This window comes from Immundisolibacter sp. (assembly GCF_014359565.1).
Lineage (GTDB): Bacteria > Pseudomonadota > Gammaproteobacteria > Immundisolibacterales > Immundisolibacteraceae > Immundisolibacter.
This window is the reverse complement of the sequence record NZ_JACIZD010000004.1, coordinates 25,808-47,329: the sequence shown is the minus strand read 5'-3', so window position 1 is coordinate 47,329 and position 21,522 is coordinate 25,808. Positions and strand designations below refer to the sequence as shown.

15 protein-coding genes are annotated in these 21,522 nt (G+C 70.4%); 10 read left to right on the top strand and 5 right to left on the bottom strand.

The window, feature by feature from the left end:
• The first annotated feature begins 3 nt into the window (after window positions 1-3).
• From lnt to H5U26_RS07775, 9 genes are read left to right on the top strand one after another with little or no spacing between them, the layout of a single operon-like run.
• Window positions 4-1,491, top strand: coding sequence for an apolipoprotein N-acyltransferase (lnt, locus tag H5U26_RS07815; RefSeq protein ID WP_290618365.1), 1,488 nt, complete (start codon window positions 4-6; stop codon window positions 1,489-1,491).
• Between the two features lie 37 nt (window positions 1,492-1,528).
• On the top strand, window positions 1,529-3,988 hold the full coding sequence (leuS, locus tag H5U26_RS07810) for a leucine--tRNA ligase (protein WP_290618363.1): 2,460 nt from the start codon (window positions 1,529-1,531) through the stop codon (window positions 3,986-3,988).
• Between the two features lie 31 nt (window positions 3,989-4,019).
• On the top strand, window positions 4,020-4,514 hold the full coding sequence (gene lptE / locus H5U26_RS07805) for an LPS assembly lipoprotein LptE (RefSeq protein ID WP_290618361.1): 495 nt from the start codon (window positions 4,020-4,022) through the stop codon (window positions 4,512-4,514).
• A gap of 7 nt (window positions 4,515-4,521) precedes the next feature.
• Window positions 4,522-5,532: a DNA polymerase III subunit delta gene (gene holA, locus H5U26_RS07800; protein ID WP_290618353.1), complete on the top strand. Its 1,011-nt coding sequence runs from the start codon at window positions 4,522-4,524 to the stop codon at window positions 5,530-5,532.
• A gap of 20 nt (window positions 5,533-5,552) precedes the next feature.
• Window positions 5,553-6,788: a glutamate-5-semialdehyde dehydrogenase gene (locus tag H5U26_RS07795; RefSeq protein WP_290618615.1), complete on the top strand. Its 1,236-nt coding sequence runs from the start codon at window positions 5,553-5,555 to the stop codon at window positions 6,786-6,788.
• Window positions 6,789-6,817: 29 nt separating this feature from the next.
• On the top strand, window positions 6,818-7,465 hold the full coding sequence (gene nadD, locus H5U26_RS07790; RefSeq protein ID WP_290618351.1) for a nicotinate-nucleotide adenylyltransferase: 648 nt from the start codon (window positions 6,818-6,820) through the stop codon (window positions 7,463-7,465).
• A 3-nt stretch (window positions 7,466-7,468) separates the two neighbouring features.
• The gene (gene rsfS / locus H5U26_RS07785; protein ID WP_290618349.1) at window positions 7,469-7,837 is read left to right on the top strand and encodes a ribosome silencing factor; all 369 of its coding nucleotides are present in this window, start codon (window positions 7,469-7,471) and stop codon (window positions 7,835-7,837) included.
• Window positions 7,834-8,307, top strand: a complete 474-nt coding sequence (rlmH, locus tag H5U26_RS07780) for a 23S rRNA (pseudouridine(1915)-N(3))-methyltransferase RlmH (protein WP_290618347.1) — start codon at window positions 7,834-7,836, stop codon at window positions 8,305-8,307. The genes rsfS and rlmH overlap by 4 nt, the downstream gene beginning before the upstream one ends.
• 33 nt (window positions 8,308-8,340) lie before the next feature.
• A complete protein-coding gene (locus H5U26_RS07775) occupies window positions 8,341-12,078 on the top strand; it encodes a YhdP family protein (protein ID WP_290618345.1) in 3,738 nt (1,245 codons plus the stop codon).
• Between the two features lie 61 nt (window positions 12,079-12,139).
• On the opposite strand, the gene H5U26_RS07770 is transcribed toward H5U26_RS07775, so the two are convergent.
• The 4 genes from H5U26_RS07770 to H5U26_RS07755 all read right to left on the bottom strand — a co-directional run bounded on the left by H5U26_RS07770 (window position 12,140) and on the right by H5U26_RS07755 (window position 18,276).
• Window positions 12,140-13,261 (bottom strand): ABC transporter permease, encoded by a 1,122-nt coding sequence (locus H5U26_RS07770; protein WP_290618343.1) that lies wholly within the window; start codon window positions 13,259-13,261, stop codon window positions 12,140-12,142.
• 151 nt (window positions 13,262-13,412) lie between these two features.
• Window positions 13,413-16,181 (bottom strand): ribosome-associated ATPase/putative transporter RbbA, encoded by a 2,769-nt coding sequence (gene rbbA / locus H5U26_RS07765; protein ID WP_290618341.1) that lies wholly within the window; start codon window positions 16,179-16,181, stop codon window positions 13,413-13,415.
• A complete protein-coding gene (locus H5U26_RS07760) occupies window positions 16,178-17,194 on the bottom strand; it encodes an HlyD family efflux transporter periplasmic adaptor subunit (protein ID WP_366055920.1) in 1,017 nt (338 codons plus the stop codon). The genes rbbA and H5U26_RS07760 overlap by 4 nt, the downstream gene beginning before the upstream one ends.
• A 341-nt stretch (window positions 17,195-17,535) precedes the next feature.
• The gene (locus H5U26_RS07755; RefSeq protein WP_290618337.1) at window positions 17,536-18,276 is read right to left on the bottom strand and encodes a methyltransferase domain-containing protein; all 741 of its coding nucleotides are present in this window, start codon (window positions 18,274-18,276) and stop codon (window positions 17,536-17,538) included.
• A gap of 117 nt (window positions 18,277-18,393) precedes the next feature.
• On the opposite strand from H5U26_RS07755, the gene acs reads away from it, so the two are divergent.
• On the top strand, window positions 18,394-20,325 hold the full coding sequence (gene acs / locus H5U26_RS07750; protein ID WP_290618335.1) for an acetate--CoA ligase: 1,932 nt from the start codon (window positions 18,394-18,396) through the stop codon (window positions 20,323-20,325).
• Between the two features lie 33 nt (window positions 20,326-20,358).
• On the opposite strand, the gene H5U26_RS07745 is transcribed toward acs, so the two are convergent.
• Complete coding sequence (locus H5U26_RS07745) at window positions 20,359-21,516, bottom strand: MFS transporter (RefSeq protein WP_290618333.1); 1,158 nt, start codon at window positions 21,514-21,516, stop codon at window positions 20,359-20,361.
• Between the last annotated feature and the right edge of the window lie 6 nt (window positions 21,517-21,522).

Sequence of the window (21,522 nt, the reverse complement as noted above, 5' to 3'; positions counted from 1 at the left end):
TTGATGGCGCGAAACCGCCGCGCCGGCCTGCTGCTGGCGGCCCTGGCCGGCGGGCTGATGCCGCTGGCCTATGCGCCGTTTGGTCTGTGGCCGCTGGCACTGCTGGCGCTGGCCGGATTGCTGGCCGTGGCCATGCGGGGCACCGCGCGGGAAGCGGCGGCCCGCGGCTATGTGTTCGGTCTGGCCTGGTTCGGCGGCGGCCTGTACTGGATCTTCATCAGTTGCTACCGCTACGGCAACATGGATGCCGCCAGTGCGACGCTGGTCACGGCGGCGCTGGTCGCTTACCTGGCGCTGTTTCCGGCCCTGGCGCTGTATGCGGCCAGACGTCTTGGCCGCAGTGACGGCGCCTTTCTGCTTGCCGCAACTGGAACGCTGGGCTTGGCCGAATGGCTGCGTTCCTGGCTGCTGACCGGCTTCCCGTGGCTGGCGCCCGGCTACAGCCAGATCGACAGTCCGCTCGGTGCCTTCGCGCCGCTGCTCGGGATGGCCGGCGTCGGACTGGCCCTGACAGCCTCGGCGGCCTTGCTGGTGCACCTGTCAAACCGCCCCCGGCGGCGCTGGCCGGCAGCCCTGATATTCGTTGCGCTGACGACCGGCGGGCTGGCGCTCGGCCGGCTGGACTGGACGCAGCCGGCCGGGCCGCCGGTGCGTGTCGCTCTGGTGCAGGGCAACGTCGAGCAGCAGATGAAGTGGGATCCGGCCTATTTCGAGGAAACACTGGCCCGCTACCGGCGCCTGAGCGCCGGGCACTTCGACGCCGATGTCGTCATCTGGCCGGAAAACGCCATTCCCGCATTGCCGAGCCAGGTGGATGCCGGCTATTTCACCGCGCTGCGCGAGGCTGCCCAGCGTGGCGGCGCCGCGCTGCTGATCGGCATGCCGATCGAGGATGCCGGCGGGCGCTACTACAACGCCCTGGTGCAGTTGACGGGTCCGGGCGGCGAGTACCGCAAGCGGCACCTGGTGCCGTTTGGCGAGTACGTGCCGCTGCAGCGCCAGATCGGCCCGGTGCTGGACCTGCTGGCGGTGCCGATGTCGGATTTCTCGACCGGTGGTCCGGGCCAGCCGCTGCTGCGGATCGGCGAATCGCGGGTGGCGGCGTCGGTGTGTTACGAGATCCTGTTTCCGCAGGAACTGCGCGCCGGCGCGGCGGCCGACTGGCTCATCAACATCAGCAACGACGCCTGGTTTGGCGATTCCACCGCCCCGCCGCAGCACCTGGACATCGCCCGCATGCGGGCCCGTGAGCTGGGCAGACCGATTGCCCGCGCCACCAACACGGGGGTTACCGCCATCATCGACCACCGCGGCCGGGTCACGGCCCGCGCGGCGCCTTTCGAGCCGACTGTGCTGCGCGGCGAGCTGCTGCCGCGGCGGGGCCTGACGCCGTTCGCGCGCTTCGGCGAGATGCCGGTGACGCTGCTGTGCCTGGCGCTGTGTCTGGTCGGCGGGTGGCGGGGCCGGGCGGGCACGGGCCGGCGGCTATAATCGGCGGTCTTTTTTTGCCGCCCTTGCGCAGTCCTTCATGAATCGCCAGTACGACGCCGCCACGGTCGAAGCCCAGGCACAGGCCTGGTGGCAGGAACACCACGCCTTCGCGGCGGCCGACGACGGGCCGGGCGAGAAGTTCTACTGCCTGTCGATGTTTCCGTACCCGTCCGGTGCGCTGCACATGGGCCACGTGCGCAATTACACCATCGGCGACGTGCTGGCGCGCTTTCAGATGATGCAGGGCCGGCGCGTGCTGCAGCCGATGGGCTGGGACGCCTTCGGCATGCCGGCCGAGAACGCCGCCATCCAGCGCGGCATCGCGCCCAGCCGCTGGACCTACGACAACATCGCCCACATGCGCGCGCAGCTGCAGCGCCTGGGCTTTGCCTATGACTGGCGGCGCGAGATCGCCACCTGCCGGCCCGAGTACTACCGCTGGGAACAGTGGCTGTTCACGCGCCTGCTGAAGAAAGGCCTGGCCTACCGCAGGCTGGCGGCGGTCAACTGGGACCCGGTCGACCAGACGGTGCTGGCCAACGAGCAGGTCATCGACGGGCGCGGCTGGCGCTCCGGGGCGCTGGTCGAGCGGCGCGAGATTCCGCAGTGGTTCCTGCGCATCACCGCTTATGCCGACGAACTGCTGGCGGACCTGGACGGCCTGGACTGGCCGGAGCCGGTCAAGACCATGCAGCGCAACTGGATCGGCCGCTCGGTGGGTATGGAACTGAGCTTCGAGGTGCCCGGCTACGGGCAGTTGAAGGTATTCACCACGCGCCCGGACACGCTGTACGGCGCCACCTACATGGCGGTGGCGGCCGAGCATCCGCTGGCGCAGCAGGTGGCGGCCGGCAACCCGGCGCTGGCCGACGCCATCGACCAACTCAAACCCCGCGAGACCAGCGAGGCGGCGCTGCAGACCCAGGAAAAACTCGGCGTCGACACGGGCCTTCGCGCCGTGCATCCGCTGACCGGCGAGCAGATGCCGGTGTGGGTGGCCAACTTCGTGCTGATGGACTACGGCGAGGGCGCCATCATGGCCGTGCCCGGCCACGACCAGCGCGACTGGGAATTCGCCCGCCAGTACCGGCTGCCGATCCGGCCGGTGGTGGCGCCGGCTGGTTTCGACGGCGATCCGGCCAGCCTGGTCGAACACGCCGCGTTCACCGACAAGGGCCTGCTGATCAACTCCGGACCTCACGACGGTCTGGAGTTTCAGGCGGCCTTCGACGCCATCGCGGACCTGGCGCAGGCGCGCGGCATCGGCGCCCGGCGCGTGCAGTACCGCCTGCGCGACTGGGGCGTGTCGCGCCAGCGCTACTGGGGCTGCCCGATTCCGGTCATCCACTGCGAGGCCTGCGGACCGGTGCCGGTGCCGGACGCGCAGCTGCCGGTGCGCCTGCCCGAGGACGTCACGGTGGACGGCAGCGGCTCGCCGCTGACGCGCATGCCCGAGTTCTACGAGACCACCTGCCCGGACTGCGGTCGTGCGGCGCGCCGCGAGACGGACACCTTCGACACCTTCTTCGAGTCGTCCTGGTACTTCGCGCGTTTTGCCTGTCCCGATCTGGACACGGCCATGCTGGACCGGCGCGCCGACCACTGGCTGCCGGTGGACCAGTACGTCGGCGGCATCGAGCACGCCATCCTGCACCTGCTGTACGCGCGCTTCTTCACCAAGCTGATGCGCGACGAGGGCCTGATCAGCGCCAGCGAGCCGTTCACGCGGCTGCTCACGCAGGGCATGGTGCTCAAGGACGGCGCCAAGATGTCCAAGTCCAAGGGCAACACGGTCGACCCGCAGGCGCTGATCGATCGCTACGGCGCGGACACGGCGCGGCTGTTCATCATTTTTGCCTCGTCCCCGGACCAGGCGCTGGAATGGTCCGACGAGGGCGTGGCCGGTGCCAATCGTTTCCTGAAGCGCCTGTGGGCTTTCGCGGCCGATTTTCGCGCCTGGCGGGAGACCGCGCCGGCCGCCGATGCGCAGGCGCTGGACGCTGCGCAGCGCGACGCCCGGCGCGAAATCCACGCTTGTCTGCAGCAGGCCAGCCACGACTTTCGCAAGAACCAGTTCAACACCGTGGTGTCGGCCGGCATGAAGATGCTGAACGAGCTGTCGCGCCTGCCGGTGCCGGAAACCGGCGGCGGCTACCGGGCGCTGGTCGAGGAAGGCCTGTCCATCCTGCTGCGGCTGCTGTCGCCGATCGTCCCGCACATCACGCACGGCCTGTGGGATGAGCTCGGTTACCAGGGCCCGCTGCTGCGCGCTGCCTGGCCGCTGGTCGACCCGGCGGCGCTGCAAGCCGATGAAATCACGCTGGCAGTGCAGGTTTCAGGCAAGCTGCGCGGCACCGTGCGGGTGCCGGCCGGCGCCGATCAGGAAGCCGTGCGCGCGGCGGCGCTGGCCGAGCCGAACGTGCAGCGTTTCGTGGGCGAGGCGCCGGTGCGCAAGGTCATCGTGGTGCCGGGCAAGCTGGTCAATATCGTTGTCTGAACTGTCGACTGAACACCGGGTGAACCGATCCATGCGCCGATTTCTTTTCTTCCCGGCCCTGGCCGCACTGTTGCTGATGTCCGGCTGCGGCTTTCACGTGCGCGGCAACTACCAGCTGCCCGATACGGTGGGGGCGGTGTTCATCGACGTGCCGGGCTACGACTACGACCTGCGCCATCGCCTGCAGCGCACGCTGGCCAGCCGCGGCGTGCGTCTGGTCGAGGACGCCACGGCCGCCGATGCGGTGCTGCAGATCAGCAACCCGAGGTTCGACACGCGGGTGCTGTCCGTGGGCACCGACGCCCGCGTGCGCGAGCACGAGCTGCGCTACAGGCTCGGTTTCGAGCTGCGAAAGCGGGACGGCAGCTTCCTGGTCGCGCCGCAGACCGTCGAGCTGCTGCGCGATGTCAGCTACGACGAAACCAACGTGCTGGGCAGTCAGAGCGAGCAGAGCGCCGGCCGCCTGGAGCTGCAGGACCAGGCGGTGCAGCAGATCATGCGGCGCCTGGCGGCGCGCCTGGGCTGAGCCGGCCGTGCAGCTGAAACCGGAGCAGCTGCCCGCGGCCCTGGCCCGCGGCCTGGCGCCGGTGTACCTGCTGGCCGGCGAGGAGCCTTTGCTGGTGGCCGATGCCGCCAGCGCCGTGCGCGGCGCAGCGCGGGCAGCCGGCTACGACGAGCGGGTGGTGCACGAGGTCGAGCGTGGCTTCGACTGGAGCCTGCTGCGCGGCGAGGCGGCCAGCCTGTCGCTGTTCGCGCAGCGCCGGCTGATCGAACTGCGCCTGGGCAGCGGCAAATTGGCCGAGGACGGTATTGCCGCCTTGTGTGACTACCTCGCCGCGCCGCCGCCGGACGTGCTGCTGCTGTTGACCGGCGACGGTTTCGACAAGCGCACGCGCGACAGCGGCTGGTTCGCCGCCTGCGATCGAGCCGGGGTGGTCATGTATGCCTGGCCGCTGGAGGTCGCCGCGCTGCCGCGCTGGCTGGTGGCCCGGGCGCGTGGGCTGGGCCTGGCGCTGGACGAGCAGGCGGCCGCACTGCTGGCCGACCTGACCGAAGGCAACCTGCTGGCGGCGGCGCAGGAACTGGACAAGCTGGCCCTGCTGGCGCCGCCCGGCGGTGCGCTGGACCGTGACGGCGTGCTGCAGGCGGTTGGCGACAGCACGCGCTACGCGACGCGCGACCTGGCCGATGCGGTGCTGGCCGGCGATCGGCTGCGCCTGACGCGGGCGCTGGCGCACCTGCAGGATTCCGGCGAGACGCCCATCCTGGCCCTGTGGCAGCTGACGCAGGACCTGCAACGGCTGATCGACGGCAACAGCTTTGGCCAGCCGCCGCGGCGGCGCGAGCTGATCGAGCGTGCCGCCCGCCGCCGGCCGCCGGCCGCCTGGCAGGGCCTGCTGGCGCAGGCGGCGCAGGTCGATCGTGCCAACAAGGGCGTCGGCGGCGGTGTCGAGCCCTGGCAGGCACTGACCGCGCTGGCGCTGCGCATGGCCGGGCCAGCAAAGGCCGGCCGCCAATCTTCGGCCCACCCACAGCGGAGCTGACCGTGGAACTCGACGCTTACATGCAGCAGCTTGGCCAGCGCGCCCGCCAGGCCGCACGACACATGGCCCGCGCCAGCACCGGCGCCAAGAATGCCGCCCTGCTGGCGATTGCCGATGCCCTGCAGCGCAGCGAAGCGGCCTTGCGGGCGGCCAATGACAAGGATCTGGCAGCCGGCCGGGCGGCGGGTCTGGACGAGGCGCTGCTCGACCGCCTGCTGCTGGACGCGCGTGGCATCGCCGGCATGGCCGAGGGCCTGCGCCAGATCGCGGCGCTGCCCGATCCAGTCGGTGCGGTCGACGAGCTGCGCGCCCGGCCGTCGGGCATCCGCGTCGGGCGCATGCGCGCGCCGCTGGGTGTGGTCGGCATCATTTACGAGTCCCGCCCCAACGTCACCGCCGACGCGGCCGGGCTGTGCCTCAAATCCGGCAACGCCTGCATCCTGCGCGGCGGCTCGGAGGCGCTGCACTCGAACCTGGCCATCGCGGCGTGCATCGCCCGCGGTTTGGAAGCCGCCGGCCTGCCGGCCACCGCGGTGCAGGTGCTGGAAACCACCGACCGCGCGGCGGTTGGCCTGCTGGCCGGCCTGGTCGAGTACGTGGACATCATCGTGCCGCGCGGCGGCAAGGGGCTGATCCAGGCCGTCATGCAGCAGGCGCGGGTGCCGGTGCTCAAGCACCTGGACGGCGTGTGCCACGTCTACATCGACGACGGCGCCGACCCGGACATGGCCCGGCGCATCGTGCTGAACGCCAAGACCCACCGCTATGGCGTGTGCAACGCCATGGAAACCCTGCTGGTGGCAGCCGGCGCGGCGGACATGCTGCCGGCCATCGCCGCCGAGCTGTCTGCCAAAGGCGTCGAGCTGCGCGGCTGCGAGCGCGCCCGCGCCCAGGTGCCGGGCATGACGCCCGCTACCGAGGCCGACTGGCATGCCGAGTACCTGGCGCCGATCCTGGCCGTGCGCGTGGTGGACGGCCTGGACGAGGCCATGGAGCACATCGCCCGCTACGGCTCGGCGCACACCGAAGCGATCATCACCCGCGACCTTGGCCGCGCCGACCGCTTCCTGCGCGAGGTCGATTCGGCCTCGGTGATGGTCAATGCCTCGACCCGCTTCGCCGACGGCTTCGAGTACGGGCTGGGGGCCGAGATCGGCATCAGCACCGACAAGCTGCACGCCCGCGGGCCGGTCGGGCTGGAGGGCCTGACCAGCCAGAAGTGGGTGGTGCTGGGCAACGGCGAGGTACGCACCTGACGGCCGCCGCCGTGCGCGGGCGCCGCCGCTTGCGACCGGTCGGCATCCTGGGCGGCACCTTCGACCCGGTGCACATCGGCCATCTGCGGGCGGCGATCGAAATCTGCGATGCGCTGGATCTGGCGCAGGTGCGCCTGATCCCGGCCCACGTGCCGCCGCACCGCTCGCAGCCGGTGGCAAGCGCCGCCCAGCGCCTGGCCATGCTGCGCCTGGCGGTGCGCGGCGTGGCCGGACTGACCGTGGATGCTCGGGAACTCGAGCGTGCCGGGCCGTCCTACACGGTCGATACGCTGACCGATCTGCGGATGCAGCTTGGCCGGCGGCCGCTGTGCCTGCTGGTCGGCGAAGACGCCTTTCTGGGACTGACCACCTGGCATCGCTGGCAGGACCTGTTCGAGCTGGCCCACCTGGTGGTCATGCAGCGTCCGCCCTTGCCGGGCGAGCCGGCCCGCGAGCTGCCGCCCGCGCTCGCCCGGGCCGTGGCCGGCCGCTGGGCCGACAGCGCGCAGGCGCTGGCCGGGTCGGCGGCGGGTCTGGTCTGGCGCCAGGCGCTGCCGCCGCTGGACATTTCCGCCACCCGCGTGCGGGCCGCGCTGCGCGCCGGGCGCAGCGTGCACTTTCTCGTGACCGACGGTTGCCTGCGGTACATTCGCCGTCATCACCTCTATACCGACTGAAACATGCCGCAAGACTTGGCCGGCCTGCAGGCCGTGGTGCTCAGCGCCCTCGAAGAACTCAAAGCCGTCGACGTGACGGTGCTCGACGTCAGCCAGCTGACCAGCCTTACCAGTGTCATGGTGGTGGCAAGCGGCACCTCGAGCCGCCATGTGCGGGCACTGGCCGAATCCGCCCGCGACGCCGCCAAGGCCGCCGGTTACCCGGTTCTGGGCATGGAAGGCGACAGCGGTGCCGAATGGGTGCTGGTGGACCTGGTCGACCTGGTGCTGCACGTGATGCTGCCGCAGACGCGCGCCCTGTACCGCCTCGAGGACCTGTGGTCGGCGCGGCCTGGCCGGCCGAAGGCAGAGCAGGCCGGCGACGGGGTGTGAGCCAGGTGCTGATTCTGGCGGTCGGCCACCGACCGCCGGCCTGGGTCAGCGCCGCCTGTGGCGATTATCTGAGCCGTTTCGGGCGACGCCTGAAGGTGGAGCTGAAGGAAATCCCGCCGGCCCGGCGCAGCGCAGGTGGCCTCGCCGCTGCGCTGGCGCAGGAAGACGCCCGCCTGCTGGCGGCGTTGCCGGACAGTGCCTGGCCGGTGCTGCTCGACCCGCGTGGGGAGCAATACGACTCCGAAGCCCTGGCGGGTGCCCTGTCCGGCTGGCTGGAGCACGGCGGGCCGCTGGCGCTGCTGATCGGCGGCGCCGACGGTTTCGGTCCCGGCGTGCGCGCGCGCGCCCGGGCCAGCTGGTCGCTGTCGCGGCTGACCTTTCCGCACATGCTGGCGCGGGTGCTGGTGGCCGAGCAGCTGTACCGTGCCTGGAGCCTGCTGCACAAGCTGCCGTATCACCGGGAGCACTGAGCCGGTGCCTGCCCGTCCCGCTGCGTTCCGGCCATGCGCGTTCTGATTGGCCGTCTGCGCCGCCTGTTGGCGTGGACTGTGTTCGCGTTGCTGGTGCTCGCGGCCGCTGGCCTGAGCGCGCTGCGCGTGCTGTTGCCGCAGCTCGAGCAGCGGCCGCAGCAGGTGGCGGCCGTGGTCAGCCGGGTGCTCGGACAGCCGGTGCAGTTCTCCGACCTGAGCGCGGGTCTGCGCGGCAATACGCCGGAAATCTCCCTGCGCAGCGCCAGCCTCCTTGGCAGCGACGGCAGCGTCACGCGGGTGGCGGCACTGAGTCTGCGCTTCAACTGGCTGGCCTCGCTGCTGGCGTGGGAGCCGCGCCTGGCCGCGTTGCAGATCGAAGGCTTGCATCTGGCGGTGGTGCGCCAGCCGGACGGGCGCTGGCAGGTCGGCGGCATGCAGGTAGGCGAGGGCGGCGGCGACGGGCTTTCGTCCTGGCTGCTGGCCCAGCCGCAGGTGCGCCTGCGGGCGGCCGTGATCGATGTCACCGACCTCACGCAGGCCGGCCGCATGCTGCGTCTGGAGCCGGCCGACGTGACCCTGCAGCGGCGCGGTGCGCGGCACTGGTTGGACCTGCGCGTTGGCGTCGGCGGGGCGGCCAGCGGCAGCTTCAGGCTGCGGGCCGAGATGGGCGGTCTTGCGGGTGACATGGCCACCACCGACGGACGGGCCTACGTGACGGCGCGGGAGGTGGTCGGCGCCGGTGTACCGCTGGGGCCTTTCGTGTTTGGCGGCGAGCTCAACGGCGAACTGTGGCTGCGCTGGAAGGAAGGCCGGGTCACGCGCGTGCATGGCTCCGTCGATGGGCGGGGCGAGCTGCAGCGGGCCGATGCGCAAACCGGTCTGGTGCTGGATGCGCTGCACCTGTCGGGCGTGATGCAGCGCGCGGCCGACGGCTGGATGGCCGGTCTGGACAGCCTGCGGGCCGAGTCCGGCGAGCGTCTGTGGCGTCTGGATCGTGCCTTGCTTCGGCGCAGTGGCGACACGCTGGCCCTGACCGGCGGCCTGATCGACCTGCCGCGATTCGGTCCCCTTGCGGCATTGATGGCGCCATCACAAAACGCCCTGGCCACGCGCCTTGCAGGCGCTGATCCGACCCTGCGTGGTCGTGATCTGCTGCTCATCGCAGGCTCGGCTGGCACAACGCCAGGACCGCTGCGGCTGGCTGTCCGGGTGGACGAACTGGGCTGGCAGCCGGATGGTGCGTTGCCGGGTCTGGCCGGCGCCGCCGGTGAGCTGCGCCTGGGCGAGGCGGCGGCCAGCTTCACGCTGGTCGGTTCGCCGCACCTGCTCCTGGATGCGCCCCGCGCCTACGCCGAGCCCCTGCAACTGGATGCCGCGCAGGGCGAGCTGACCGCGCAATGGTCGCCGAGTGGGGTCGATGCCCAGCTCGGCGGTTTTTCCGCGCGTCGCGGCAGCATCGCGCTGGCGGCGCGCGGCCGGCTGAGCCTGCCGGCCGGTGGCGAGCCCGAACTGTTCCTTCAGGCCGGCACGCCGCAGGCGGCGGCGGCCGAGTTCTTTGCCCTGCTGCCGGATCGCGGACTGTCCCCAAAGTTCATTGAATGGGGCAGGAAGGCCATCCAGGCCGGCACGCTCAGCGACGTGCAGGCGCTGCTGCGGGGCGATCCGCGGCGCTTTCCGTTCCGCGACGGGCAGGGCCAGTTCCTGGGCACGGCGCGCTTTGTCGACGTCGGGCTCGACTATCAGCCGGGTGCGGGCTGGCCGGCGGTGGCCGAGGCGCGCGGCCAGTTCGGGCTGCGGGGGGCGGAGTTTTCCCTGAGCCTGGACGAGGGCCGGTTACTCGACAGCCGGGCCAGTGCCGTGCAGGTGCGCATCCCGGATGTGGCACTGCCGAGCAAGCGGCTGTTGCTGGATGGCGTCGTCGACGGTCCGGCGCAGGACGTGATCCGCTTCGTGCAGCAGTCGCCGCTGGCAAGCCGCTTCGGCGGTCGGGTCGAGCGCCTGGCCTTCGACGGCACGGCGCAGACCCGGGTCAAGCTCGACCTGGTCTTCACCGGTCCGGTCAAGTCCACGCAGGTGTCCGGCCGTACGCAGCTGGCCGGAAATGCGTTGACCATCGCCGGCAGCGGACTGACCGTGCAGCAGCTGCGCGGGGCGCTGACCTTCGATCAGCGCGGTCTCGGCGCCAAGGCGGTCCAGGCCCGACTGTTCGGCGGGCCGGTGGTGTTCGACCTCGCCAGCGCGCCGGGCAGCGGGCTGCGTGTCGAGCCGCGCGGCCAGGCCGACGCGGCGCAAATCACCCGCTACCTGCGCCTGCCCTGGCCGGAACTGTTCGCCGGTGCCGTGCCGTGGCAGGGCGGCATCGATATCGCCGGCGCCGGCGATCTGGACCTTGACCTGAACCTGGATCTGGCCAAGGCCACCGGCGAGCTGCCGGCACCGCTGGACGCGCTGCGCAGCCAGCCCCTGCACGTGCGCGCGCAGTGCGCCTGCGGGGCGCCGCCGCGCGCCTGGGACGTGACGCTGAGCGCGCAGCCACTGACCGCGCGGCTCGATCTGGCGCCCGTGGCAGGCGGCGGCACGGCGCTGCGGCGGGGCGATCTGGCGATCGGCGTCGAAACGCGCCTGCCGCCGGCCGGCTTCAACGTGCACGGGCGCCTCGCGCAGCTGCCGCTGGCGCCCTGGCTGGCGTGGCTGGGCCAGCATTTCGGCGGTGCGGCCGGTGGCGCCTGGCCGGCGCCGCGGGTGGATGTGTATGCCGACCGGCTCGATTACCTCGGCCAGTCCTTCGCCGGGGTGCGCCTGCAGGTGCTGCGCAGCGAGGGCTGGGACATCGATCTGGATGCCGTCGACGTGGCCGGCAAGGTGAATGTGCGCGGCAGCGGCCCGACGCAGGCGGTCGGGCTGGACCTTTCCCGGCTGTACCTGCAGCGCCAGGACGGTGCCGGCGAGGGTGGCAGCGGCGGCGTGAATCCGGCCAGCGTGCCGGTGCTGGGCGGCCGCATCGGCGCCCTGCGTTATGGCGGTGAGGACTTCGGCGCGCTGGAGTTCAGCAGCCAGCGCCTCGCCGACGGGCTCGATTTCGACCGCCTGGACCTGCGTGGCGAGTACGGCACCATCGGCGGCCGCGGCCGCTGGACGGGGACCGCCCAGCGTGCCGAGAGCCACCTGGACGCGACGGCGGATTTCAAGGACTTCGGGGCATTTCTGGCGCGGTTCGGGGTGGCCGACCTGGTGCGGGGTGGCCGCGGCAAGGTGCAGGCGCAGGTGTCCTGGCCGGGCAGTCCAGGCGCCTTCGGCTTTGCCATGCTCAGCGGCCAGGTCAGCGGGCAGTTGCAAAAGGGCACGCTGCCGGACGTCGAGCCCGGCGTCGGGCGCCTGTTTGGCATCCTCAGTCTGGACAGCGTCATGCGCCGCCTGTCGCTGGATTTCCGGGACGTGTTCGGGCGCGGGTTTGCCATCGACCGCACGGACGGCGAGCTGCAGCTGGCGGCTGGCGATGCCGAGCTGCGCGACCTGCGCGTGCGCGGCCCGGCGGCGCACCTGACGCTCAACGGCCACACCAACCTGGTCGACCGCAGCCTGGACCTGCAGGTGCTGGTGGTGCCGCAGGTCACCTCCAGCTTGCCGCTGGCCGGCGCCATCGCCGCGCCCGGTGTGGGTGCGGTCATTTATCTGGGGCAGAAAATCTTCGAGGGCGCGATCGACAAGGCCACCGAACAGCACTACCGGGTCACCGGCACCTGGGCCGAGCCGAAGATCGACAAGCGTTGAGCGACGCGCATCCGGCCCGCCGCAGGATGCAGGAACCGAAAAATCCCGAGGATGCGGTTTCTCAGGCCATGGTGGCGAGACTGCGCCGGAAGCGCGCCAGCGCCAGGGCGAACAGCACCGAGCCGATGGCGGCGATGGCCAGGAATTGAGGCCAGACCACCGTGATGCCGGCGCCGCGGTACAGGATCGCCTGGGCCAGCATTACGAAATGCGTGTTGGGCGCGGCGAGCATGATGTACTGGACCGCCAGGGGCATGCTTTCGCGCGGCGTCGAGCCACCGGACAGCATCTGCAGCGGCAGCAGCACCAGCATGAGCAGCAGGCCAAACTGCGGCATGGAGCGGGCGACGGTGCCAAGGAAGATGCCCATCGAGGTGGTCGCGAACAGATGCAGCGCCGCCCCGGCCAGGAACAGCGCAAGCGAGCCCTGGATCGGCACCGACAGCCAGCCCTGCACGACGGCGGTGAGCGCGAAGGCAGTGGCGGCCAGCACCACCAGCCCCATCGACCACACCTTGCTGGTCATGATCTGCAAAGGCGTGACCGGCATGACCAGCAGATGCTCGATCGTGCCGTGCTCGCGTTCGCGAATCAGTGCCGCGCCGGTGAGCACGATGGACAGCATGGTCACGTTGTTGATGACCTGCATGATGGCGCCGAACCACGATTTGTTGAGTTCGGGATTGAAGCGCACCCGCAGCGCCAGATCGACCGGCAACTCCGTCACCTCGCGATAGCGCTTCACGAAGGCGCGCACCTCGTCGTTCACGATGGTCTGGATGTAGCCGCTGCCGGTGAAGGCCTGGCTCATGCGCGTGGCATCGACGTTGAGCTGGATCGTGGGCTGCCGCCCCGCCAGTACGTCGCGCTGGAAGTCCGGCGGGATGTCCAGGGCAAAGGTGTCGAGGCCGGCGTCCATGCGGGCATCCATTCCGGCCTGGTCGATGATTTCGGGGGGCATGAAATAAGGCGGGTAAAAGGCGCTGACGATGCGCCAGGACAGCGGCGAGCGGTCCTCGTTCACCACTGCGATCGGCGCCTTGTTCAGGGTCTCGGGCATGGCCTTGGCCGCCGTGTAGACCGAAACGGTGAAGGCATAGACGATCAGCACCAGCATCATCGGGTCGCGCGCCAGGCTGCGCAGCTCCTTGATGCCCAGATGAAAAATATTGGCCGGGCGCATGGGCTAGGGATGGCCTGAAAAACGTAGCGAGCGAGTGGATGGCGCCGGCCGCCGGAGCGCAGAAAGCGCAGTGTATGTGCCAATACATGAGCATTTCGAGCACCGCCGGACGGTGCCAGGCGCACGCGCAGTAGTTTTGCAGACCATCCCGCTACCGCTCCTGCTTCTTGAGCAGCGTGGCGGACAAGCCGATCAGGATCGGCACGGCCAGCGCCAGCGGCAGAAAGGCGGCATGCAGGTCCGAGAAGTTGAGGGCCTTCGAGAAGGTGCCGCGGGCGATGGTCAGGAAATGTGTGGTCGGGTAGATCTCCCCGATCAGCCGGCCGGCGCCCTGGAGCGAGGACACCGGGTCGATCATGCCGGAGAAGTTCACTGCCGGCAGGATGGTCAGCACCGCCGTGCCGAAGATCGCCGCGATCTGGCTGCGCATGAAGGTGGAAATCAGCAGCCCCAGAGCCGTGGCGGCGCCGACATACAGCAGCGCAGCCGCCGCCAGCGTCAGGAAGCTGCCCTTCAGCGGCACGCGAAACACGGTCACCGCCAGCAGCGTGAGCAGCAGGAAGCTCAGGAAGGACAGGACCACGTAAGGCAGCTGCTTGCCGAGCAGGAATTCGAGCCGCGTGGTCGGCGTGACGTAGAAGTTGGTGATCGAGCCGAGTTCCTTCTCGCGTACCACGGCGAGCGCTGCGAGCATGGCCGGAATCATCATCAGCAGCAGCGGAATCACCGCCGGCACCATCGCCACCAGGCTCTTGACGTCCGGGTTGTAGCGGAACCGGGTCTCGATGGTGACGAGCCCCGCCAAGGCCTCGCCACGGCCGGCCTCGCGCGCCCTGGTGGCCAGCCAGTGGGCATGAATCCCCTGTACATAGCCGCGCACGGTCTCCGCCCGTGTCGGCATGGCGCCGTCGATCCAGGCGCCGATCTGCACCGGCCGGCCACGGGCGACGTCGCGCGCGAAGCTCGGCGGGATCTCGATCGCCAGGCTCAGCTTGCCCGAGCGCATGCGCCAGTCCAGATCGGCGTAGTCGATGATCGGCGGCTGTTCGCTGAAATAGCGCGAGCCGGCCAGGTCCAGGGCGTAGTTTTGGCTCAGCGTGGTCTGGTCGCGGTCGAGCACGGCGAAGCTGAGATCCTCGACGTCCAGGTTGATGCCATAGCCCATTACCAGCATCAGCAGGGCGCTGCCGAGCAGGGCCAGCGTCAGGCGGATCGGGTCGCGCACCAGCTCGAGCGTCTCGCGCCGCGCATAGCTGCCGAAGCGCCGCGGGTCGAAGTGCTGCCGCCAGCCGCTGAGGCCACCGTCGCTGGCCGCCGACGCCTGGGCCGTCAGTCGTGGCTCGTCGTCCTTCTTGTCGGCCGCGGTGGCATCCTCGAGGTAGGCGATGAAGGCATCCTCCAGCGTCGCTGTGCCGCGCCGCTGCGCCAGCTCGGCCGGCGGTCCGACCGCCAGCACCTTGCCGGCGTGCATCAGCGAGATGCGGTCGCAGCGTTCGGCCTCGTTCATGAAGTGGGTGGAGATGAAGATGGTCACCCCGTCGCCGCGCGACAACTCGACCAGCATGCGCCAGAAGGCGTCGCGCGCCACCGGGTCCACGCCCGAGGTGGGTTCGTCCAGGATCAGCATCTCAGGCTTGTGGATCAGCGCCGCCGCCAATGACAGGCGCTGGCGCACGCCCAGCGGCAGCGCGTCGGGCAGTTTGTCCATCACCTGCGTGAGGCCGAAGCGCTCGGCCATTTCCTGCACCCGCGGCGCGATCTGCGCCGCCGGCACGCCGAACAGGCGCGCGTGCAGGGTGAGGTTCTGCGCCACCGTCAGTTCGTTGTAGAGCGAGAACGACTGCGACATGTAGCCGACGCGCCGGCGCGTGGCGATGTCGTGCGGGTCGACCTCGTTTCCGAACAGCCAGGCCTGGCCTTCGGTCGGCGACAGCAGGCCGGTGAGCATCTTCATGGTCGTGGTCTTGCCGCAGCCGTTGGAGCCCAGAAAACCGAAGATCTCACCCCTCGGCACGCGCAGGCTGACGTGATCGACCGCCGTGAAGTCGCCAAAGCGCATGGTCAGATCCCGGGCCTCGATTGCGGTATCGCCATCGTCTTGCGGCCGCGGCGGAATCTCGACCGGCCGGTAACCCCGCCGCTTGTCCTCCGGCAGCAGGCGGATGAAGGCCTCTTCCAGCGTCGCCGCGCCGGCTTGCGCCAGGATGGTCGCTGGGCTGCCGATGGTCAGTACCCGGCCATCGTCCATGGCCGCCAGCCAGTCGAAGCGCGCTGCCTCTTCCATGTAGGCAGTGGCCACCAGCACGCTCAGGTTGGGGCGGTTGCGGCGGATGCCGGCGATCAAGTCCCAGAACTGGCGCCGCGACAGCGGATCGACGCCGGTGGTGGGCTCGTCCAGGATCAGCAGGTCCGGGTCGTGGATCAGCGCGCAGCACAGGCCGAGCTTCTGCTTCATGCCGCCGGACAGCTTGCCGGCCGGCCGGTCCAGAAATGGGAACAACCCGGTGGCGCGCGTGAGCGTCTCGATCCGCCGTGCCCGCTCGCTGCCGTCGTGGCCGAACAGGCGGGCGAAGAACTCGAGGTTCTCGGCGATCGACAGCGTCGGGTAGAGGTTCTTGCCCAGGCCTTGCGGCATGTAGGCAATGCGCGGCAGGATGCCCCGGCGCGCGCGGGCATCGGCCAGGTCCACGCCGAACACCTCGATCCGGCCGTCCTGGATGGCGCGCGCGCCGGCGGTCAGCGCCAACAGGCTCGACTTGCCGACCCCGTCCGGGCCGATCAGGCCGGCCATGCAACCGCCCGGCAGGTCGAGCGTCACATCGACCAGCGCCTCGACCTTGCCGTAGCGCAGGCCAACGCCGCTGAGGCGGGCCACCGGGGCGCCGTCCGGCGGCGGGCTGGCGGGGGGCGCGGCGGTCACGGCGGCAGGATGATCGCCAGCTGCTCCGGCCAAGCGGCGTTACGATCGATGCGCACGTAGGCGACGCCCGGCAGGCCGGTCTTGACCTGCTTGAGGTGTTTTTTCAGCAGATCGAGGTCGATGTTGGCCTTGACGCGGAACATCAGCTTCTGCCGCTCCTCGGCGGTTTCCACCGTCTTGGGCGTGAACTGCGCCACGTCGGCGACGAACGACACCCGCGCCGGCACCACGTACTGCGGGGCGGCATCCAGCACCAGGCGGACCTCGTCGCCCAGCGCTACCCGGCCGGCCTGCGCCGTGGGCAGGAAAAAGGTCATGTACACGTCGCCCAGGTCGACCAGGTTCAGCACCACGCCGCCGGCCGGCAGCACTTCGCCGGGTTCGGCCACGCGGTACTGCACGCGCCCGTCGCGCGGCGAGCGCAGCACGCTGTCGTCGATGTCGGCCTGGATGCGGTCGATGGTGGCGCGAGCTGCATCCACCGCTGCGCCGGCGTCGACCACCTGCGCGCGGCTGTTGACCAGGGCCGCATCGGCGGCTGCTACCTGCGCGCGCGCCGCCGCCACCGCTGCCACCGCCGCCGCGAACCGTGCCTGCTGGTCGTCGAGCTCTTGCTCGGAGATGGCAAGGCGCGCGCTGAGTTCGCGCGAGCGGGCGAGGTGCTTTTGCGCCGCCACGCGTTCGGCTTCGTTTTGCGCCACCCGCGCCTCGGCAGCGTGTTTTTCGGCCTCGCGCTGATGCACCAGGCTCTCGGCGGTGGCGACGCCGCTGTGCGCCCGCTCGAGCTGCGCCTGGGCCTCGGCGCGCTGGGCTTCGAGCACGGCCGTATCCATGCGCGCCAGCTCCGCCCCCGCGCTGACGAAGTCGCCCTCGCGGGCCAGGATTTCCTTGATCCGCCCCGGAATCTTGGCGGCAATGTCGATTTCGGTCGCCTCGATGCGGCCGTTGCCGCTGGCGATGCCGTTCAGTGCGCCGTTGCGCTCGAGTACGTACCGCCAGCCTGCGAACGCCAGCGCGGCGGCGATGGCCACGGCGGCAAGCACGCCAGCGCGGCGCCACCACGGGCGGGTTTCGTTATTCACGCTGTCTCCTGTGACTGGGTTTACGGCCGGTATGGGCTGCCGAGGCGCCCAGGTTTCGCCGTTCCATCGGCGTCGAACCGCGCCCGGCTATAGTTTGGCAGCAGATTGGGGAGCGCGATGCTTTCGATCAAGTCGGCGCCCCCAACACGTGCTCGAGACAGGGCATGCGCGCCTTGGCTCGCTGCGCCTGGTCACGGTAATTGCTGCCACCGGCAGCATCAAGCAAGCACATGTGGTGCCGGATGATCGATCGCGGCGATCGCCACGGCAGGTCAACCCGCCTCCGCAGCCAGCCGGCCCCCTGAATCATGGGCGAGTTGGCAAGACTCCGGCCGCCGGCCGGTGAAGATCACCGACGCTGGTCGACCCGTGAGCGGGTGCACGGGTTCGTCCAGCGCGATCAGCGGCAGGTCGTGATCGGTGAACAGCCGCACCCAGCTTTCCAGCGTGCGGAAGTACCACGGCGCCGGTTGCGCAAAGCCCGGCCCGCAGCCGGCCCAGGAACCCTCGCGCCAGCCGTTTCGGTAGGGCAGGCCGTGGTCGCCAGTATGCGGGTGCAGGGTCTGCACCACCAGTGTGCCGCGGGGGTCCAGCAGCGCCGGCGCCGCGCGAAACAGTGCCTCGGTCGAGTCCCGGCCGAGCAGGGCGAAGTTGCACACTACGGTGTCGAACATCTGCCCGATGCTGCCGGCCGCCAGGTCGTCGTACGACGCGACCGTGAATTCACATCCGCCGGCCGCCCGGGCGACGTCGATCAGGCCTTGCTCCGCGTCCACGCCCAGCACCGCCAGGCCGAGCGCCGTCAGCCGGCGCGAGAGCCAGCCTTCGCCGCATCCGGCATCGAGTACGCGTTTCGGCCGTTGGCGCATGACTGCCTCCACGATCGCCTGGTCGGTCACCAGCCGGCGGCTGTCGATGCGCTGCTGGCGCACGGCGTCAGCCCACGGCGCGGCGTTGCGTTGCCAGGCGCTGCGGATGGCCGCCTCGTGCCGATCCTCGGGGGAGTGTTCCATGCGTGTGTCCTCGCTGGGCCGTGGCGGGTCGTTTTTCTCGACGCCTATCGTCCGCTTACTTACCATTCGTTGTTCGAACGCTGTCGCCGCACGGCGCGTGAGCCATCAGGGGATCCCATGTCCGACGAAAAAATCTATCCGGTACCGGCCGAGTTTGCCGCCCGCGCCTACATCAAGGCCGCCGACTACGAGGCCCTGTACGCCCGCTCGCTGGCCGATCGGGATGCTTTCTGGGCCGAGCAGGCCAGCCGTTTCGTCAGCTGGTTCGAGCCCTGGCGGACGGTGTGCGAGGAAGACCTGACCGCCGGCCACATCCGCTGGTTCAGCGGCGGCAAGCTGAACGTGGCCTACAACTGCCTGGACCGACACTTGGAGACCCGCGGTGAGCAGACGGCGCTGATCTGGGAGGGCGACGATCCGGCCTTCGCCCGCCACGTCAGCTACCGTGAGCTGTACGACGAGGTCTGCCGCCTGGCGAATGTGCTCAAGACCCGCGGCGTCAAGAAAGGCGACCGCGTCTGCATCTACATGCCGATGATCCCGGCCGCGGTGGCGGCCATGCTGGCCTGCGCGCGCATCGGCGCCGTGCATTCGGTGGTGTTTGGCGGCTTTTCGCCGGAATCCATCAAAAGCCGCATTCTGGATTCCGACTGCCGGGTGGTCATCACCGCCGACCAGGGCCTGCGCGGCGGCAAGCCGATTCCGCTCAAGGCCAACGTCGATCAGGCACTCGAAGGGTGCCCCAACGTGCATACCGTGTTGGTGTACCGGCACACCGGCGCCGACATCGCCTGGCAGGACGGCCGCGACGGCTGGTATCAGGACCTGCTGGCCTCGGCCAGTGCCGACTGCCCGGCCGAGCCGATGGACGCCGAGGACCCGCTGTTCATCCTCTACACCTCGGGTTCCACCGGCAAACCCAAGGGCGTGCTGCACACCACCGGTGGCTATCTGACCTACGTGGCTCTGACCCACAAGTACGTCTTCGACTACCACGACGGCGACGTCTACTGGTGCACGGCGGACGTCGGCTGGGTCACCGGCCACAGCTACATCGTCTACGGGCCGCTGGCCAACGGCGCCACCTCGCTGGTGTTCGAGGGCGTGCCCACGCACCCCACGCCGGCCCGCTTCTGGGAAGTCATCGACAAGCACCAGGTCAACATCTTCTACACCGCGCCGACCGCCATCCGCGCCCTGATGCGCGCCGGCGACGAGCCGGTGCTGGGCACCAGCCGCAAGTCGTTGCGGCTGCTGGGTTCGGTCGGCGAGCCGATCAACCCCGAGGCCTGGGAGTGGTACCACCGCGTGGTGGGCGAGGGGCGCTGCCCGATCGTCGACACCTGGTGGCAGACCGAGACCGGCGGCATTCTGATCTCGCCGCTGCCGGGGGCGACGGCGCTCAAGCCCGGCTCGGCCACCAAGCCGCTGTTTGGCATCGAGCCGGCGCTGATGGATGCCGACGGCAACGAGCTGTCCGGCGCCGCCAGCGGTAACCTCGTTTTGAAGCGCTCCTGGCCGGGCATGATGCGCAGCGTGTTCGGCGACCACCAGCGCTTCGTCGACACGTATCTGAAGGCCTATCCGGGCTACTACTTCACCGGCGACGGCTGCCGGCGCGATGCCGATGGCTACTACTGGATCACCGGCCGCGTGGACGACGTCATCAACGTGTCCGGCCACCGTCTGGGCACGGCCGAGATCGAATCGGCGCTGGTGCTGCACCCGGCCGTGGCCGAGGCGGCCGTGGTCGGCTACCCGCACGAAATCAAGGGCCAGGGCATCTACGCCTTCGTGACCCTGATGGCCGGGCTGGAACCGACGCCGGCCCTGCGCGACGAACTGCTGGCGACGGTACGCAAGGAAATCGGCGCCATCGCCAGCCCGGACGTGATCCAGTGGGCGCCCGGCCTGCCCAAGACCCGCTCGGGCAAGATCATGCGTCGCATCCTGCGCAAGATCGCCGAGAACGACCTGGCGAGCATCGGCGACACCACCACCCTGGCCGATCCGACGGTGGTGGAGGATCTGGTGGCCAACCGGGGCTAGCGCCGGCCCCGACGGGGCGCGGGCGGTGCGAACTCAGCCTTGTCGTGCCTGGTGAACGAACGCGCCGGCGCCGATCAGCGTGATCGCGGCGGCCACGGCGAATGCACTGCCCTGGCCAAGGCTCTGCCACAGGCCGCCGAACAGCACGGCCCCGGGCAGGGCCAGCAGGCCGCTGACCAGGTAGTAGATGCCAAACGCGGTACCTTTTTGTTCCGGTGGGGCGCGATCGCCGATCAGCGCCCGTTCGGCGCCCTCGGTGCAGGCGGTGGCGCCGGCATAGGCCAGAAACAGCCCCCAGAGCAGCGTGCCGTCCCGGCTGACGGCGCCCATCACGGCCAGCAGGCCGGCGCGGATCAGCCAGCCACCGGTAACGACGGGGATGCGCCCGAGGCGGTCCGACAAATAGCCGGCCGGGATGGATATGGCCGACCGGACCGCATGCGCCGCCGCCCACAGCAGCGGCAGCCAGACCACCTCGATGCCGCCCTGATACGCCCACAGCACCAGGAAGGCGTCCGGCACGCTGGCGACTGCCAGCAGCCCGGCGGCGCCGATCAGGCCGCGAATGCGCCGGTCGAGCAGGCCCCAGCGCAGCGGCGCCAGCGGCGCGGGTGGAATCGCGGCGGGCTCGCGCAGCCCAAGGCCCAGGCACAGCAACACCAGCGCACCGGGCACCACCGAGGCCGCAAACACCTGCGGCGTGCTCAGGCCGGCCTGCAGCAGGCCAAAGGCCAGCAGCGGCCCCAGCATGGCGCCGCCGTGATCCATGGCCCGGTGAAAGCCGAACACCACGCCGCGGTGCCGTTCCTCCACCGCCCCGGCCAGCAGGGCGTCGCGTGGCGAGGTGCGCAGACCCTTGCCGATGCGGTCGGCAAAGCGCAACAGCAGCACCACCGGCCAGGCCCAGGCCAGCGCGATCAGTGGACGCACCAGGTTCGAGGCACCATAACCACCCAGCACCAGCCAGCGGGTGCTGACGCCACGGTCGGCGAGGCGCCCGGAAACCAGCTGCAGCACGCTGGCGGTGGCCACGGCCAGGCCCTCGATCAGGCCGATGGCGGCCGGCGCGGCGCCCAGCACGGCGGTCAGGAACACCGGCAGCAGGGGCGCGATCATCTCGCTGGCGGTGTCGTTCAGCAGCGAGGCGAAGCCGAGCACCCAGACCGTGCGCGGCAGGCGCAGACGCGCCACGGCCGG

Excerpts from the sequence above, each read along its gene's own strand:
- lptE (WP_290618361.1), top strand. The coding sequence starts at position 4,020 with ATGCGCCGATTTCTTTTCTTCCCGGCCCTGGCCGCACTGTTGCTGATG.
- H5U26_RS07770 (WP_290618343.1), bottom strand. The coding sequence starts at position 13,261 with ATGCGCCCGGCCAATATTTTTCATCTGGGCATCAAGGAGCTGCGCAGC.
- H5U26_RS07755 (WP_290618337.1), bottom strand. The coding sequence starts at position 18,276 with ATGGAACACTCCCCCGAGGATCGGCACGAGGCGGCCATCCGCAGCGCC.
- H5U26_RS07775 (WP_290618345.1), top strand. The coding sequence starts at position 8,341 with ATGCGCGTTCTGATTGGCCGTCTGCGCCGCCTGTTGGCGTGGACTGTG.
- leuS (WP_290618363.1), top strand. The coding sequence starts at position 1,529 with ATGAATCGCCAGTACGACGCCGCCACGGTCGAAGCCCAGGCACAGGCC.
- rsfS (WP_290618349.1), top strand. The coding sequence starts at position 7,469 with ATGCCGCAAGACTTGGCCGGCCTGCAGGCCGTGGTGCTCAGCGCCCTC.
- acs (WP_290618335.1), top strand. The coding sequence starts at position 18,394 with ATGTCCGACGAAAAAATCTATCCGGTACCGGCCGAGTTTGCCGCCCGC.
- H5U26_RS07795 (WP_290618615.1), top strand. The coding sequence starts at position 5,553 with ATGCAGCAGCTTGGCCAGCGCGCCCGCCAGGCCGCACGACACATGGCC.
- lnt (WP_290618365.1), top strand. The coding sequence starts at position 4 with ATGGCGCGAAACCGCCGCGCCGGCCTGCTGCTGGCGGCCCTGGCCGGC.